General features: G+C 73.9%; 12 protein-coding genes. 10 read left to right on the top strand and 2 right to left on the bottom strand.

The window, feature by feature from the left end; all coding sequences use genetic code 11:
* Window positions 1–41 precede the first annotated feature (41 nt).
* The 3 genes from ACFWRT_RS30385 (at window position 42) to ACFWRT_RS30375 (ending at window position 4,246) form a co-directional block, all read left to right on the top strand.
* Window positions 42–866 carry an MOSC domain-containing protein gene (locus tag ACFWRT_RS30385; RefSeq protein WP_380952253.1) on the top strand — a complete coding sequence of 275 codons (825 nt, stop codon included), beginning with the start codon at window positions 42–44 and terminating at the stop codon, window positions 864–866.
* A 77-nt stretch (window positions 867–943) separates the two neighbouring features.
* Entirely contained in the window at window positions 944–1,540 is a 597-nt protein-coding gene (locus ACFWRT_RS30380; RefSeq protein WP_380952252.1) for an Rv1733c family protein, read from the top strand.
* Between the two features lie 264 nt (window positions 1,541–1,804).
* Window positions 1,805–4,246 (top strand): right-handed parallel beta-helix repeat-containing protein, encoded by a 2,442-nt coding sequence (locus ACFWRT_RS30375; protein ID WP_380952251.1) that lies wholly within the window; start codon window positions 1,805–1,807, stop codon window positions 4,244–4,246.
* On the opposite strand, the gene ACFWRT_RS30370 is transcribed toward ACFWRT_RS30375, so the two are convergent.
* A complete protein-coding gene (locus tag ACFWRT_RS30370; protein ID WP_380952250.1) occupies window positions 4,216–6,663 on the bottom strand; it encodes a hypothetical protein in 2,448 nt (815 codons plus the stop codon). The two genes, ACFWRT_RS30375 and ACFWRT_RS30370, sit on opposite strands and share 31 nt — an antisense overlap.
* Before the next feature lie 291 nt (window positions 6,664–6,954).
* On the opposite strand from ACFWRT_RS30370, the gene ACFWRT_RS30365 reads away from it, so the two are divergent.
* The 5 genes from ACFWRT_RS30365 (at window position 6,955) to ACFWRT_RS30345 (ending at window position 12,696) form a co-directional block, all read left to right on the top strand.
* Window positions 6,955–7,809: a DeoR/GlpR family DNA-binding transcription regulator gene (locus ACFWRT_RS30365; protein ID WP_380952249.1), complete on the top strand. Its 855-nt coding sequence runs from the start codon at window positions 6,955–6,957 to the stop codon at window positions 7,807–7,809.
* 82 nt (window positions 7,810–7,891) lie between these two features.
* Window positions 7,892–8,323 (top strand): SRPBCC family protein, encoded by a 432-nt coding sequence (locus ACFWRT_RS30360; RefSeq protein WP_030574975.1) that lies wholly within the window; start codon window positions 7,892–7,894, stop codon window positions 8,321–8,323.
* A 122-nt stretch (window positions 8,324–8,445) separates the two neighbouring features.
* Window positions 8,446–10,464, top strand: a complete 2,019-nt coding sequence (locus ACFWRT_RS30355; protein ID WP_380952248.1) for a hypothetical protein — start codon at window positions 8,446–8,448, stop codon at window positions 10,462–10,464.
* Window positions 10,465–10,542: 78 nt separating this feature from the next.
* The gene (locus ACFWRT_RS30350; protein WP_380952247.1) at window positions 10,543–12,147 is read left to right on the top strand and encodes an SDR family oxidoreductase; all 1,605 of its coding nucleotides are present in this window, start codon (window positions 10,543–10,545) and stop codon (window positions 12,145–12,147) included.
* Window positions 12,148–12,216: 69 nt separating this feature from the next.
* Entirely contained in the window at window positions 12,217–12,696 is a 480-nt protein-coding gene (locus ACFWRT_RS30345; RefSeq protein WP_380952246.1) for an SRPBCC family protein, read from the top strand.
* 49 nt (window positions 12,697–12,745) lie between these two features.
* On the opposite strand, the gene cds1 is transcribed toward ACFWRT_RS30345, so the two are convergent.
* Complete coding sequence (cds1, locus tag ACFWRT_RS30340) at window positions 12,746–13,903, bottom strand: L-cysteine desulfhydrase Cds1 (protein ID WP_380952245.1); 1,158 nt, start codon at window positions 13,901–13,903, stop codon at window positions 12,746–12,748.
* Between the two features lie 273 nt (window positions 13,904–14,176).
* Here cds1 and ACFWRT_RS30335 point away from each other — a divergent pair, with 273 nt between their 5' ends.
* Window positions 14,177–14,494: a hypothetical protein gene (locus ACFWRT_RS30335; protein ID WP_030574987.1), complete on the top strand. Its 318-nt coding sequence runs from the start codon at window positions 14,177–14,179 to the stop codon at window positions 14,492–14,494.
* A 253-nt stretch (window positions 14,495–14,747) separates the two neighbouring features.
* Window positions 14,748–15,266, top strand: a complete 519-nt coding sequence (locus ACFWRT_RS30330; RefSeq protein WP_030574989.1) for an ATP-binding protein — start codon at window positions 14,748–14,750, stop codon at window positions 15,264–15,266.
* Window positions 15,267–15,356: the final 90 nt, after the last annotated feature.

Raw genomic sequence — 15,356 nt, 5'->3', positions numbered from 1 at the left:
AACGCGCGTACACAGGGACAGGTGACTGGCAGGATGGGCGCATGGCCTCTCCTGTGCTCCGGTCCATCCACCTGTATCCGGTCAAATCGCTGGGCGTCCAGACATCCGACGAGGTCGCCGTCGAGCCATGGGGACTCGAGGGCGACCGCCGTTGGATGGTGGTCGACAAGGCGCCGCGGGTGATCACCCAGCGACAGCAGCCGTTTCTGGCGCGGATCTCCGCGGTGCTGCTGTCCGGTGGCGGGATCGCCCTCTCCGCCCCGGGCCATCCGCCCCTGCGGGTGGAGGTGCCGGGGCCGGAACGGCTGGTCGATGTGGAGCTGCACCGGGACACCGTCACGGTCGCCGAGGCCGCGGACGAGGCGCACGCCTGGTTCAGCGAGATCCTCGGCTCGGAGACCCGGCTCGTGCATCTCGACGATCCGGCGCGCCGCAGACGCGTCGACCCCGCGTACGCGCGCCCCGGGGACATGCTCTCCTTCGCCGACGGCTATCCGCTGCTGCTGACCACCACCGCCTCCCTCGACGCCCTCAACGACCTGATCGCGGCGGGCGGCCGGCCGCACGAGGGGCCGTTGCCCATGGACCGCTTCCGGCCGAACGTCGTGATCGACTCCACCGAGGCATGGGTGGAGGACGACTGGCGGCGGATCGCGATCGGCGATGTGCACTTCTCCGCGGTGAAGCCCTGCGGCCGCTGCGTGATCACCACCACCGACCAGCGGACCGCCGAGCGCGGCAAGGAGCCGCTGCTCACGCTGGCCCGCCACCGCCGGGTCGGCAATCAACTGCTCTTCGGCCAGAATCTGATTCCGGACGGGACCGGGGTGATCCGGGTCGGGGACTCCGTCAAGATCCTCGACTGAGGACACGGGGATACGGGACACGGGGACGCGGGGACACGCGACACGGGACACGGGGAGACCGGGACCCAGGGGAAAGCATGGGAGTGGTGGGAGTGCTCAGGTGGCGGCGCAGTCCGCTGTGGCGCACCACCGACCGCCGCGAGGCGTGGGTGACGCTCGGCGCGCTGGCGCTCCTGGCGCTGGGGGCGCCGGCGGCCGGATGGGCGGGCGGTGCGCTCGCCGACGCCTCGCTCCAGCAGGAGATACGGGCCCAGCACGAGGAGCGGCGGCCCGTCACCGCGGTCGTGGTCGGACCGGTGCCCGGGGAGCGGCGGTTCACCGGTGACCCGGGCGCCGGGTCGGGGCGCACGTCGGTGGTGGCGGCCTGGCGGGCGCCGGACGGCACCCCGCGCACGGGCGAGGTCACCACGGCATCGGGGTCCCGGGAGCCCGGGGCGCCGGTGCGGGTCTGGACGGACGCGTCGGGCCTCCCCGTACCGGCGCCGATGGACGCGGGTACGGCCCGTACGCACGCGGTGCTCGGCGGGATCGGCGTCTTCCTGCTCGCCGCCGGGTGCGTCGAGGCGGGCCGGCGGCTGATCGTAGGGCGCCTGGTGCGGCAGCGGTACGCGCTCTGGGACCGGGAGTGGGCCGAGGCGGGCCCGGACTGGGGCCGGGCCGGAACGGGCAGCTGACGGCGGGCGTCCACCTCGGCCACGTACGGCGGGCGTCCACCTCGGCCACGTACGGCGGGCTGTCGCCCCGGTCGCGTACAGCGGGCGGCGACAGCACCCCGGCGGCCCGAGTCGTCAACTCCCGCCCCTCCCGCGCGCTACGGTGGTCCGACCGCGTCCGCCTCCTCGACAGGCGGGCGGACGGAGAGACCCGGACCATCACGGACCGGGGCTTCACAGCACGACCCGAGGCAGCACGGCACGAGGTGGGGGCAGAGCAACTCCATGGCACAGGGCACGGTCCAGGTGACGCACACCGGTACATCGCGATGGCGCCGCCGCACGGGCGAGTACGCCTCCCTCTCCGCGGCCCTGGAAGCGGCGGCCGACGGCGACGTCCTCACCGTCGCGCCCGGGACCTACCGGGAGAACCTCGTCCTCCACCGCGCGGTGACCCTGCGCGGCCCCGAGGGGTCGGTCGGCTCCGTGCGGATCGCGCCGGCCGACGGCGTACCGCTGACGGTGCGCGCCTCCGCGATCGTCCAGGATCTGCACATCGAGGGGCAGGACTCGGCCGCCCCGGCCGTGCTGGTGGAGGACGGCACCCCGGAGTTCGCGGATCTGCGGATCGTGACGCGGTCCGCCGCGGGCATCGAGGTACGGGGAGCGGCCCGGCCCACCGTGCGGCGCTGCACCGTCGACAATCCGGCCGGCGTCGGCATCGCCGTACTCGACGGGGCGGGCGGGGTCTTCGAGGAGTGCGAGATCGTCTCGGCCGGGCAGTCCGGCGTCTCGGTCCGCGACGGCGGCCACCCCCGCCTCGACCGCTGCCGTATCCACCACTCCTCCGGTGCGGGCATCGGTGTCACCGGCGAGGGCAGCGGTCTGGAGGCGATCGGCTGCGAGGTGTACGAGGTCAAGGGCAGCGGCGTCCAGGTCACCGCCCGCGCCACCGCGCACCTCACCGACTGCACGGTGCACCGCACGTCGGGCGACGGCGTCACGCTGGACACCGACGCGGTGCTGACACTCGCCGACTGCGACATCCACGACATCCCGGAGAACGCGATCGACCTGCGGTCGCGTTCGGTGCTCACGCTGACCCGCTCCACGGTCCGCCGCTTCGGCCGCAACGGCCTCTCGGTCTGGGACCCGGGCACCCGCGTGGACGCCAACCAGTGCGAGATCCACGACAGTACGGGCGACTACCCGGCGGTCTGGGTCAGCGACGGGGCGACGGTGATACTGGACGCCTGCCGGGTCCATGACGTGCCGGACGCCCTGTTCGTCCTGGACCGGGGATCGCGCGCCGATGTGGTGGACAGCGACCTCTCCCAGATCCGCAACACCGCCGTCTCCGTGAGCGACGGCGCCACCGCCCAACTGGACGACTGCCGGATCCGGGAGGCCTCCACCGGCGCCTGGTTCCGCGACCACGGCAGTGGCGGCACGCTGAACAACTGCACCATCGACGCGGCCCAGACCGGGGTCATCGTCACCAAGGGCGCCGACCCCGTCATCGAGCGGTGCACGGTCACCAACCCCGCCGAGGCCGGGTTCTACGTCTCCGCCGAGGGGCGCGGCACCTTCGACAACTGCCGGGTGACGGGCAGCGAGGGGTACGGCTTCCATGTCATGGACGGCTGCCGCACCACGCTGACCCGCTGCCGCACCGAGCGGTGCGCGCGCGGCGGTTACGAGTTCCCCGAGGGCTTCGCCGGGCCGGCGGGCGACGGGGCCGGGGGCTCCGGCCCGGTGGTCACGGACTGCACGAGCGACGAGAGCGGTCTGCGTACGGCACCGGCTCCGGCCCCCGCCGTGCTGACGGCCACCCAGTCGACGCCCGGCCTGCTGAACACGATGCCCGGCCAGCGGGCCGTGGAGCCCGATCCGGTGGCTCCGGCCGCCGAGCCCGCCCGCGACTCGGCGGCGGTCCTCGGTGAACTGGACGCGCTGGTGGGTCTGGAGAGCGTCAAGCGCGAGGTGCGGGCGCTCACCGACATGATCGAGGTGGGCCGCCGCCGCGCGGAGGCCGGGCTCAAGGCCGCCTCCGTCCGCCGCCACCTCGTCTTCACCGGCTCCCCCGGTACGGGCAAGACCACGGTCGCCCGGCTGTACGGGGAGATCCTGGCCTCGCTCGGGGTGCTGGAGCGCGGCCATCTGGTCGAGGTCTCCCGGGTGGACCTGGTCGGGGAGCACATCGGCTCGACGGCGATCAGGACCCAGGAGGCCTTCGACCGGGCGCGCGGCGGGGTGCTCTTCGTGGACGAGGCGTACGCGCTCTCCCCCGAGGACTCCGGGCGTGACTTCGGGCGCGAGGCCATCGACACGCTGGTGAAGCTGATGGAGGACCACCGGGACGCGGTGGTGGTGATCGTCGCCGGGTACACCCACGAGATGGAGCGGTTCCTCACCGTCAACCCCGGGGTGGCCTCCCGTTTCTCGCGGACCATCACCTTCCACGACTACCTCCCCGAGGAGCTGTTGCGGATCGTCGAGCAGCAGGCCGAGGAGCACGAGTACAGCCTGGCGGAGGGGACCGGGGAGGCGCTGCTGAAGTACTTCACCGCGCTCCCCAAAGGCCCCGCCTTCGGCAACGGCCGCACCGCCCGGCAGACCTTCGAGTCGATGGTGGAGCGGCACGCGGGCCGGGTCGCCCAGCTCGCCGAGACGAGCACGGACGACCTGACCCTGCTCTACCCGGAGGACCTGCCGGAGCTCTTCTGACTCCCCTGGCCCTCCTGGCTCTGGTGAAGCGTGTCCCCGCCGTCCGTCTGCCGGGGCAGCCGTGGTCCGAGCTCGTCGAGGAGGGCGGCCCGTTCCCTCGCGAAGACCGGGTCGGCCTGGTAGTCGGAGTGGCCGAGGATCGGTTCGGGCAGCGGGAGCGCGGTGGTACGCCCGTACGCCAGCGGGTCCTTCAGCGGTCCCCGGTCGACGCCGGGGTCGGGGGCGGTGGTCAGCCGGACGGGCCCGCCGATCGGGTCGGTGGCCCGGTGGAGGTTGCGCCAGCAGTGCACCGACCGGTTCAGCCCGAGCAGGGGCACGGGACCGAAGTAGGACGGGAACCAACGACCGTACAGCCGCTCGATCGGGGAGCCGTAGGTGAGCAGCCCGACCCGGCGGCGGGCCGTGTCGGGGAGCTGCCAGACCGCGGCGGCCGCGAGGACGCTGCCCTGTGAGTGGCCCGAGATGATGAGCCGGCCCTTGGTGGTCGCCGTCCACGCGCTCATCCGGGAGGCCAGGTCGGGGACGGCGCGCTCGGCGTAGCAGGGGGGCGCGAAGGGGTGGGCGGCGCGCGGCCAGAAGGTGCCCACGTCCCAGAGGATGCCGATCGTGCGCCGGGCGGAGGCGTCCCGGTAGGCGCGGCGGCCGCCCGCGACGAACAGGATGAAGCCGAAGCCGATGAGCCAGGAGCCCGTCGACTGGGCGGCCTCGGCGAGGGATGCGACGGGAGCGGCGGCGCCGTCCGTCGCGAGGCCGGGCACCTCACCGCTGGCCCAGGAGCCCGCGACGGCCGCCGTGCCGAGGAGCAGGGTGGCGGCGGAGACCACGCCGACGATCCAGGGGGCCGAGTCGGTGAGGGCCGCCGTGGCGCGGATGCGGGCGATCCTCCGGGTGCGGGCGCGGTCGGGCGGCTCGGGGGCGTACTCCGCCTCGATCCCCGGGCCCATGCGGCGGGCCCGGCGCGCGGTGCGGACGACGAGGAAGACGACCGGGACGAGCAGTAGGAGCAGGAGTACGGGGATGACGGAGGCCTGCCAGCTGAGCAGGACGGGCGGGCCCTCGATGATGGAGCCGCGCCCCGTGCCCGGGGTGCCGGGGCCGTCCAGCCAGTCGGCGACGCGCTGGGCCACGCCGCCGGTCATCACCCCGCCGAGCGCGCAGGCGAGCATGGCGACGGACGGGCCGCCGAGCCCGTACAGCGTGGTGCGGGGTTCGGGGGCGCGCCGGTAGAGGCTGCGGGCGACCAGGGCCATGACCACGACGAGGAGGCCCTGGCTGAGCGCCAGGAGCCGGAAGGCGGTCTCGCCGGACAGGCTGCCGGAGGAGACCCACTCCGGACGTGACCAGCCGGCGTGCACGACGGCGAGGCCGAGCAGGGTGAGCGCGGAGCCGGGCAGGTACGTGATGAGGGCGCCGTCGACCCGGTTGTCCCGGACGCTCTCGCTGCGGCCCCGGCGGCAGATGACCCACACGACGACGACGGCGCACAGGATCAGCGCCCCCTGGATGAACAGGCCGAACACCGGCGGCACCGAGCTGCCGACGGTCCGGTCGTGGCGGGCCGCGGCCCCCATGACGAAGGCCGCGACGGTGAGGAACCCCGCGGCGGTGTGCGCGGCGCGGAGCCGGGAGACGAGCCGGCGGCCGTACCAGAAGCCGGGCCTGCTGAGCGCGGGCGGCACCGGGCGCGCGGACTCCGGGTCGTCGGCGGTGGCCGGGGCGCCGGGCCCGTGGGCCTCCTCCGCGCCGTCCGGGTCGCAGGCGCCGTCGTCCGTGGCGTCCAGGGGGCTCTGCGACTCGTAGGCGCTCCAGGTCCGGTTGGAGAGGTACCACAGCAGGCCCACCAGGGCGGCGGGCACGGTGGCGGCGAGCGCGAGCCGCCGTCCGGGCTGGGACCACCAGCCGCCCTGATGGCTCGACAGGAAGCCGAGCCAGGAACGGCGTTCGGAGCAGGCGGAGGTGCCCGCGCACTGCCAGGCCACCAGGTCCAGCGCCACCTCGCAGGCGGCCGCGGTGAGCAGCACCGTGAGGGTGAGCGCGACGAGCCGCACCACCACACCGTAGAGCCGGACGGCGCGCCGGCGGCCGGACGCGGTGGGGCGCATCCAGTGGGCGAGGTTGACCACCATGAACGGCAGGAGCAGCAGCCACAGGGCGCGGGAGCCGTTGCCGGAGGTGAGCCCGGACCAGCAGTACGCCTCGGCGACGGGCTCGTCCCGGTAGCGCTCGGGGTGCTTCTCGCCGTGGGCGTCCTCGGTGCGCCGGTACACGGCGGCGGTCGCGTCCCCGGTGACCCGGACGGTACGGGGATCGCCGAGCATCTCCTGCGGGGTGGCGCCTCCGACGCCGTGGACCAGCAGTTCCAGCGCCGCCCCGGTGTTCTGCGGGGGTCGCGGCGGGGGCGGGATGGCAGGAGCCAAGGCGGCACTCTCTCTCGGGCGCGCCGGCCGCAGGGGGCCGACGAAGACATGACAGGGGTCGGGCGAAAACATGACAGAGGTCGGGCGAAGGCATGACAGGGTCGGGCGGAAGGTGTGCGGGGAGCCGAGAGGCTCCGGCGCGGCCCCAGAATCCCGGAGGCGGGGCGGGTGCGTGAGCGGTCTCACGGAATCTCCCCAGGTGGTACGCCGGACATGCGTGCGTGGCAGGATGAGCCTGTCCCGCAGGCCGCTGCGGACCGTGGGAGCAGAGGGAAGGACCGGGCGACGGCGTTGAGCGAGAATCAGAACCTGCTCGCGGAGCAGCGGCGTGCCCTGATCCTCGACGAGGTGCGCAGGCGCGGCGGGGTCAGGGTCAACGAGCTGACCCGCAGGCTGAATGTGTCCGACATGACGATCCGTCGGGACCTGGACGCGCTGGCCCGGCAGGGGGTCATCGAGAAGGTCCACGGCGGTGCCGTCCCCGTGGTCGAGGCGAGCACTCACGAGCCCGGCTTCGAGGTGAAGTCGGCGCTGGAGCTGAGCGCCAAGGAGGACATCGCGCGGACGGCGGCGGCGATGGCCCAGCCCGGCAGCGCGATCGCCCTCTCGGGCGGTACGACGACGTACGCGCTGGCCCGCCACCTGCTGGACGTACCGGATCTGACGGTGGTGACCAACTCGGTGCGGGTGGCCGACGTGTTCCACGACGCGCAGCGTCCGGCGGCCGGGCGGGGGGCGCGGCCGGGGACGGCGACGGTGGTGCTGACGGGCGGGGTGCGGACGCCTTCGGACTCGCTGGTGGGGCCGGTCGCCGACCGGGCCATCGACTCCCTCCACTTCGATCTGCTCTTCCTCGGGGTGCACGGGATCTCGGCGGAGGCCGGTCTGTCGACCCCCAACCTCGCGGAGGCGGAGACCAATCGCCGCTTCGTCCGGTCGGCCCGCCGGGTCGTGGTGGTGGCCGACCACACCAAGTGGGGCACGGTGGGGCTGAGTTCCTTCGCCACGCTGGACGAGGTGGACACCTTCGTGACGGACGCGGGGCTGGCTCCCGGGGCGCGTGAGGAGATCGGCGAGCATCTGCCGGGCCTGGTGGTGGCGGGCGAGGGACACGAGTCGCCCGAGGAGACCGTCTCCCCCGGCTGATCCCTGGGGCGCGGCTCACCACCTGCGGCTGTCCGGATTCCGTTCGGGTCGCCGTCCGGCCGTGACGTCCTAGGATCGGGGCATGGCCGTCTTCCGGATCGAGCGCTTCTCCCCTCTCCCCGCAGCCGAGGCCTGGCGCCGGGTGACCGACTGGGAACGGCACGCCGAGCGTGTCCCGTTGACCGCCATCTCGGTGGCGGGCGGACCGCCGACCAGGGTCGGCACGGTGTTCACGGCGCGTACGGGGGTGGGCCCGCTGGCCTTCGACGATCCGATGGAAGTGGTCCGGTGGACGCCGCCGGCCGGTGGCCGGGCCGGGATCTGCCTGCTGGAGAAGCGCGGCTCCGTGGTGCTGGGCCGGGCCTCGATCGACGTGCTGCCGACGCATTCCGGTTCCCATGTGGTGTGGGTGGAGGAGCTGCGGGTGCGGCTGGTGCCGCGGTGGGGTGACCCGCTGCTGGCGTCGGCCGGGCGGCGGCTGTTCGGCGGGGTGCTGGACGAGCTGCTGGCCTGAGGCGCAGCCAGGAGAAGGACCCGTCCGGCATCGGTGACCGGTGGGGGTGATGTGACCGTCACACGATTGACTCGTTTGTCGGTATGACACTCCTGGCCCCGGCCCCGGAAGGCACCCCACTCATGCCGATCCATCAACCGCAGCAACGCTCCGCCACCGCGCCCAGCGAACCCCTGGGCGTCCAGCAGGCCGAGGCCGCCCTCGTGGAGCACTACCCGCGTCTGGTCCGGCTCGCCTACGTCGTGCTGCCGCCCTCCCTGGGCCGGCACCGCCGGGTCCTGGCCGCGCACGCGGCCGTGCAACGGGCGCTGCCCCTGGCCAGGACCGTCCCGGCCCGCACGGCCCAGGTGCCCGCGCAGTCCCGGCGCTCTCCGGAGGCGGAGCGAGCCACGGCCCCGGCCGACGCCCCGTACGCCTCGATGCGGCTGCGGGTGCTGCGGACGGCGCTGGCGTACGAGCGCAGGCCCCGCTGGTGGCCCGGACGGCTTCCGGCGCCCGCGGCGCTGCGGCCGACGCTGCCGGTGGTGTGGGGGCTGCGGCTCTTCCCCCGGGCGGGCGGCGTCGACGAACTGGCCCTGGACCGGGCCCTGTCGGAGGTGCCCGGTGCCGTACGGGCCGCGTTCGCGCTCCAGTCGCTGGACGGGTTGCCGGAGGCCGCGGTGCGGGCGCTGCTGGCCGAGGCGGGGGTGGCCGATCCGGCGGGGGCGGTGCGGCGGGCCGCCCGGCTCGGGAGGCCGGACCGGGCGGCGGCCCACGTGCTGCTGCGGTCCGGGGAGTTCGACCCGGGCACCGTGCAGACCCGGCCGAGCGATCTGCTGCGGCGCAGGCACCGGGTGCGGGCGGCGGCCCTCGCGGCGGCGCTGTGCGTGGTGGCGGGGACGCTCGCGGTGGCCGCCGAGAAGGGCGTACGCGACGAGGCCCCGGAGGCCGGAGTGACGACCCCGGGGGCGGGAAGGCCGGCCCCCTTCATCGACCCGGCGGCCCTGCTGCGTACGGCGGCGGAGCAGTGGGCGGACACCTCCCGGATCGACTTCACCGCCTGGCCCGTACGCGGTGACCGGCGCGGCGACGAGGAGTTGCTCGGGCGGGCGCTGCGGGCCTGGTCCGAGCCGGCCGAGGACGTCAAGGTGTCGACCACCCCGGGCACGGCCGACGTGCCGCCCGCGCAGCCGCCCCGGCTGCTGTTCGCGGGTGAGGTGGACGGGGCGGCCGTCGCGCTGTTCCACGATGGCGGGGTCCGCGTCGTGCGGTACGCGGAGCCGCTGTCGGGCGGCGGCGGGGCCGCGCTGGACTTCGCCCGGACCGATGACGCGGACGTGACGACGAGTGCGGCGGTGGTCATGAGCCGTACGGGTGGGAAGGCGCGGTTCCTGCTCGCCCCCTGGATCTCCGAGACCACCACCCGGGACCTGCTCGCGCCGGACACACCCGGCCGTCCGCTGGAGGTGGGCCCGGACGGGGTCACCGCCCCGGTGGAGCGCCCGGCGGTGGGCGGCGGCTGCGACGCCTGGCCGGTGCTCCAACTGCGCTCCTCCGAGCGGATCGTGGAGAAACACGCCTTCCTGGTGACCGACCTGGGCGACCTGGCCCCGGCGCATCTGACGTACACCCCGAAGCCCGGCGGTGGCGCGCCCGCCCGGCAGCCCCGCGAGGCGACGGGCCCGGAGGCGCTGGCCGCCTGGGCGCGTACGGCGTGTTCGCTGCGGGCGCTGTCCGGCTCGGGGGTGCGGGCGGTGAACAACTGGGCGTTCGCCGAGCAGCGGCTGCCCGAGGGCGGGACGTCGGCCGAGTGGCTCTGCACCCGCGCCGACACCTGGCGCGGCCCCGGCCGGGTGCTGGTGCAGTTCCTCCAGCCCGCCGCCTCCCCCACCGCCCCGGCCACGGTGGTCGCCGACCGGAACGACACCGCCCTGTGCAGCCGGTTCGGGCAGCACATCCTGGCAGGCACGCACTGGAAGGCCGCCTCCGGCCGGTGGTACGTCCTGGCGGCGGGCAGCCGGGCCGTGACCGGGATCGAGGCCACCGGCCAGGTGCGGGGTACGGCGGGCGGCCCGACGCTGGCGGTACGGGCGCCGCGCGACGCCTCCGTGCAGCTGACGGCCCGGCTGCGCGAGGGCGGGACGCTGACCGCCGTGCACTGAGCCGTCGCCGACCCGCGCTCCGCCGTACGGAGTGCTCGGACCCGCCCTCGTACCGGATGAGGTGCGAGACTCGGACAGGTGACGGATCTTCCTGAGGAACCCGACGTACGTGATGTCCCCGACGAGACCCCGCTGCGCTGCCTGGTCACCGGCGCCACCGGCTACATCGGCGGCAGACTGGTGCCCGCCCTCCTCGACGCCGGCCACCAGGTCCGCGCGCTGGCCCGGACGCCGCGGAAGCTGCGCGACTACCCCTGGGCGGACCGGGTCGAGGTGGTGCGGGGCGATGTCACCGACGCCGACTCGCTGACCGAGGCGATGCGGGACGTCGACGTGGCGTACTACCTGGTGCACGCGCTCGGCTCCGGCTCGGACTTCGAGGAGACCGACCGCCGGGCCGCCCGGAACTTCGGCGAGAAGGCCCGCGCGGCCGGGGTGCGGCGGATCGTCTACCTGGGCGGGCTGACCCCGGCCGGGGTGGACGAGAAGGAGCTGTCGCCGCATCTGCGGTCGCGCGCCGAGGTGGGGCGCATCCTGCTGGACTCCGAGGTGCCGACGGCGGTGCTGCGGGCGGCGATCGTGATCGGTTCGGGGTCGGCCTCGTTCGAGATGCTGCGCTATCTGACCGAGCGGCTGCCGGTGATGGTGACCCCGAGCTGGGTCTCCACGCGGATCCAGCCCATCGCCGTACGGGATGTGATCCGCTATCTGGTGGGGAGCGCCACCCTGCCGCCCGAGGTGAACCGGACCTTCGACATCGGCGGCCCGGACATCATGACGTACCGGGACATGATGCAGGGCTACGCCCGGGTGGCGGGGCTGCCGCGGCGGGTGATCGTGCCGGTCCCGGTGCTCACCCCGACGCTCTCCAGCCACTGGATCGGGCTGGTCACCCCGGTCCCCCGGTCGATCGCCCGGCCGCTCGCGGAGTCGCTGCGCCACGAGGTGGTCTGCCGGGAGCACGACATCGTGCGGTACGTCCCCGATCCGCCGGAGGGGCTGATCGGCTCCGACCAGGCCCTGAGCCTGGCCCTCCAGCGGATCAAGGAGGCCAGGGTGGACACCCGCTGGTCCTCCGCCTCGCTGCCGGGCGCGCCGAGCGACCCGCTGCCCACCGACCCGGACTGGGCGGGCGGCAGCCTCTACCGGGACGAGCGGGAGCTGGTCGTGCCGGTGGACCGGGCGGACCTGTGGCGGGTGATCGAGGGGATCGGCGGCGAGAACGGCTGGTACTCCTTCCCGCTCGCCTGGGCGGTGCGCGGCTGGATGGACCGGATCGTCGGCGGGGTCGGGTTGCGGCGCGGACGGCGGGACGCGCACCGGCTGCGGGTCGGGGACTCGCTGGACTTCTGGCGGGTGGAGGAGATCGTGCCGGGCGAACTGCTGCGGCTGCGGGCGGAGATGCGGCTGCCGGGGCTGGCCTGGCTGGAACTGTCGGTGGCCACCGACGACCAGGGGCGCACGGTCTACCACCAGCGCGCCCTGTACCACCCGCAGGGGCTGCTCGGCCATGCGTACTGGTGGGGCGTGTCGCCCTTCCACGCAGTGGTCTTCGGCGGGATGGCCCGCAACATCGCCGCGGCCGCCGAGGCCGCCGCCCGGAAGCGGGAGGAGGCCCGGGAACCGGTGGGCGGCGGTGGTGAGAGCCGCGAGCCGGTGGCCGGCAGTGGTACAGACAACTGACCCCCCGGCCGCTATGGTGTGCCTCCCCATGAGCGCCCCATCGGCGCAGACCGCCGGGAGGTGCACACGATGGCACGCCGACTCCGTACCGTAGGACTGGAGTTCACCGAATCCGCGCCGATACGTCTGGTGTTCGCCGCCGAGGTGTCCGCACCGCCGGACGTGGTCTACCGGGCGCTCGCCGAGGATGTCGCCTCCTGGCCCTCCTGGTTCACCGCCGTCACCCGGGCCACGCCCACCGACGGGGGCGCGGGCCGGGAGGTCCGGCTGCGGGGCGGGGTCCGCTTCCGCGAGACGGTCGTGGCCACCGAGCCGGGCGAGCGGTACGCCTACCGGGTCGACGAGACGAACGCGCCGGGGCTGCGGGCCCTGGTGGAGGAGTGGCGGCTCACCGCGGACGGGGCCGGGACCCGGGTGCAGTGGACCTTCGCCGCCGACGGGACGGGCCCGTTCCGCTCGGTGCTGGTGGTCGCGCGCCTGGGGATGGGCCGGTCCTTCCGGGACGCGGTGCGCCGGCTGGACGGGCGGCTGACGGCACCGGCGGCCTGATCCGCGGGAAGGTCCTGCCCTCAGCCGGCCGCCGCAAAGGCGCCGGGCCTCAGCCGGTCAGGGTTCCGGTGGCGAGGAAGCCGTCGATCGCCGCGGTGTACGGGGCGATGTCCAGGCCCTGTTCCTCCAGCCAGGAGTCGGAGTAGTACTTGTCCAGGTAGCGGTCGCCCGGGTCGCACAGCAGCGTGACGACGCTGCCCCGCTCCCCCTGCTCCACCATCTCGGCGATCAGCTTGAACGCGCTCCACAGCCCGGTGCCGGTCGAGCCGCCCGCCTTTCGGCCGATGGCCCGCTCCAGGGCCCGTACGGCGGCGACGCTCGCCGCGTCGGGCACCTTCATCATCCGGTCGATGGCGCCCGGCACGAAGCTCGGCTCCATGCGGGGGCGGCCGATGCCCTCGATCCGGGAGCCGCAGTCGCTGCTCGCGTAGGGGTCGTTGCGGGTCCAGCCGTCGAAGAAACAGGAGTTCTCCGGGTCGGGCACGCAGACCCGGGTGTCGTGCTGGAGGTAGTGCACGTAGCGGGCGATGGTGGCCGAGGTGCCGCCGGTCCCGGCGGTGGCGACGATCCAGGTGGGTTCCGGGTAGCGCTCCAGCCGGAGCTGCTGGTAGATCGACTCGGCGATGTTGTTGTTGCCGCGCCAGTCGGTGGCGCGCTCCGCGTAGGTGAACTGGTCCATGTAGTGGCCGCCGGTCTCGGCGGCGAGGGACGCGGACTCCTCGTACATCTTGCGGGAGTCGTCGACGAAGTGGCACCGCCCGCCGTGGAATTCGATGAGGCGGCACTTCTCCGGGCTGGTGGTGCGCGGCATCACGGCGATGAACGGCACGCCGATCAGCTTGGCGAAGTACGCCTCCGAGACGGCGGTCGAGCCGCTGGACGCCTCGATGACCGGCTTGCCCGGCCGGATCCAGCCGTTGCAGAGCCCGTAGAGGAAGAGCGAGCGGGCGAGCCGGTGCTTGAGGCTGCCGGTGGGGTGCGTCGACTCGTCCTTGAGGTAGAGGTCGATGCCCCACTCCTCGGGCAGCGGGAAGCGCAGCAGGTGGGTGTCGGCCGAACGGTTGGCGTCGGCCTGGACCTTGCGGACGGCCTCCTTCAGCCAGGCCCGGTACTCCGGGTCGCTGCGGTCGACGTCCACCGTCCCCGCGGCCGTCCCCGCGGCCGTCCCCGTGGCCCCGTGGTCCTGTCCCAGCTCATGGGTGTCCATCGCCGTGCTCCTGTTCGTGTGCTGTCGGCCGCTGTTCGTGTGCTGTTCGCCGCTGTTCGTCCGCCCGGTGCTCCTGCCTCCACGATAGGCCCCCGACCTGCACAAACGTTGACTTTGATGGTCCATAGCCCTGCCTTTGAGGAGGCCGTTCGGGGGCAGTTGGGGCGGGCGGTGCGAGCAGCGTGCGGCGGGTTCCCGTGCCCTCTGGCGGCCGGGGACGCGGCCAGGCACACTGCAACAGGAGAAGTGGTGACGAAGGGGGGCGAAGCCGCGATGGCGGACGCCGAGTTCAGTGCGTCGGGGGTCAGGATCGAGCGGTTCACCCGGTCGCTGACCAGGGCCGGTCAGGTGGTCGTCAAGGACGGCCGGCTGTCCCTGCTGATGAGCAACGGGCGGGAGATCGACAGCGCCCCGGTGGGCACGGTGAGTGCGGGGAAACGGTGGTTCTTCGCGGCGGATTCGGCCATCGCCCGGGTGAACGGCGTGCGCTACCGGTTGACGATGGGGCAGCGCAACCGCAGACGCGACGGAGCGGCTCCGCTGCGCCGCTTCCTGGAGGCGCTGCGCAGCGCGGGCGGCCGCCGGGGCTGAGCCCGGGCCCCGTTCCACGGACGCCTTACGCGGCTCCGCGAGTTGCGGCGCCGCCCGGGCTGGGCCACGCTGGACCCACGTCACTGAAGGTGCACCATCGGTGACAGAGCGATTCGCTCCCACGGGAGACCGCGGGGCCGGATCGTGCGACACGAGCAGACACGACAAGAGCAGAGCGGATTCGGCAGTCAGTCGTCCGCCGGCTCCGTTCGTCCGTCTTCTTCTTCCGGACCTATTTCGGGGAGTCGCAGCCGTGATCAGCGAGCCAAGCAGGCACTGCACGGTGGAGCTCCAAGCCCTGCCGTCGCGGATCGGTCAGGTCCGCAGAATCATCTCGGCGCAACTGCGCTACTGGCATCTCGATCCTCTGATCGACCAGGCAGCCCTGGGCGTCACCGAGCTCCTGACCAACGTTCACCGGCACGCACAGCCGGACAAGTCATGCACCGTCGACATCGAGCTGCTGCTCGACCGGTTGACGGTCTCCGTCCACGACCACGACCCCCGTGTCCCCACGGTGAACGAGGCGGATTCCTTCGCCACCTCGGGACGGGGTCTGGCCCTGATCGCCGCCGTCAGCGAGAGCTGGGGCGTACGGCCGAGCGGCGCGGCCGGGAAGGCCGTCTGGTTCACCTTGCCGGCGGTCTGCGCCACCTCGACCCTGCCACCGCTCGCGGTCTACGGGTCGATCACCGACGGGCCGTTCGGGTCCGTCCCCATCAGCCCCGAGGCCGTCGCGGCGGCCCCCGCCAGGTCGGCCGTCGTCGGCTGACGGGAAAAGCTGCCGGACCCGCCCGTCGTCCGGCCCGGCCCGGTCCAGGTTTTCGGCCTCACCGGGCCGAAGCTCAGGCCGTCCAGGTTT

This window comes from Streptomyces cyaneofuscatus (assembly GCF_042718795.1).
GTDB lineage: Bacteria > Actinomycetota > Actinomycetes > Streptomycetales > Streptomycetaceae > Streptomyces > Streptomyces cyaneofuscatus_A.
Note: the sequence above shows the minus strand (reverse complement) of the source record. Positions and strands in the feature narration are given on the sequence as shown.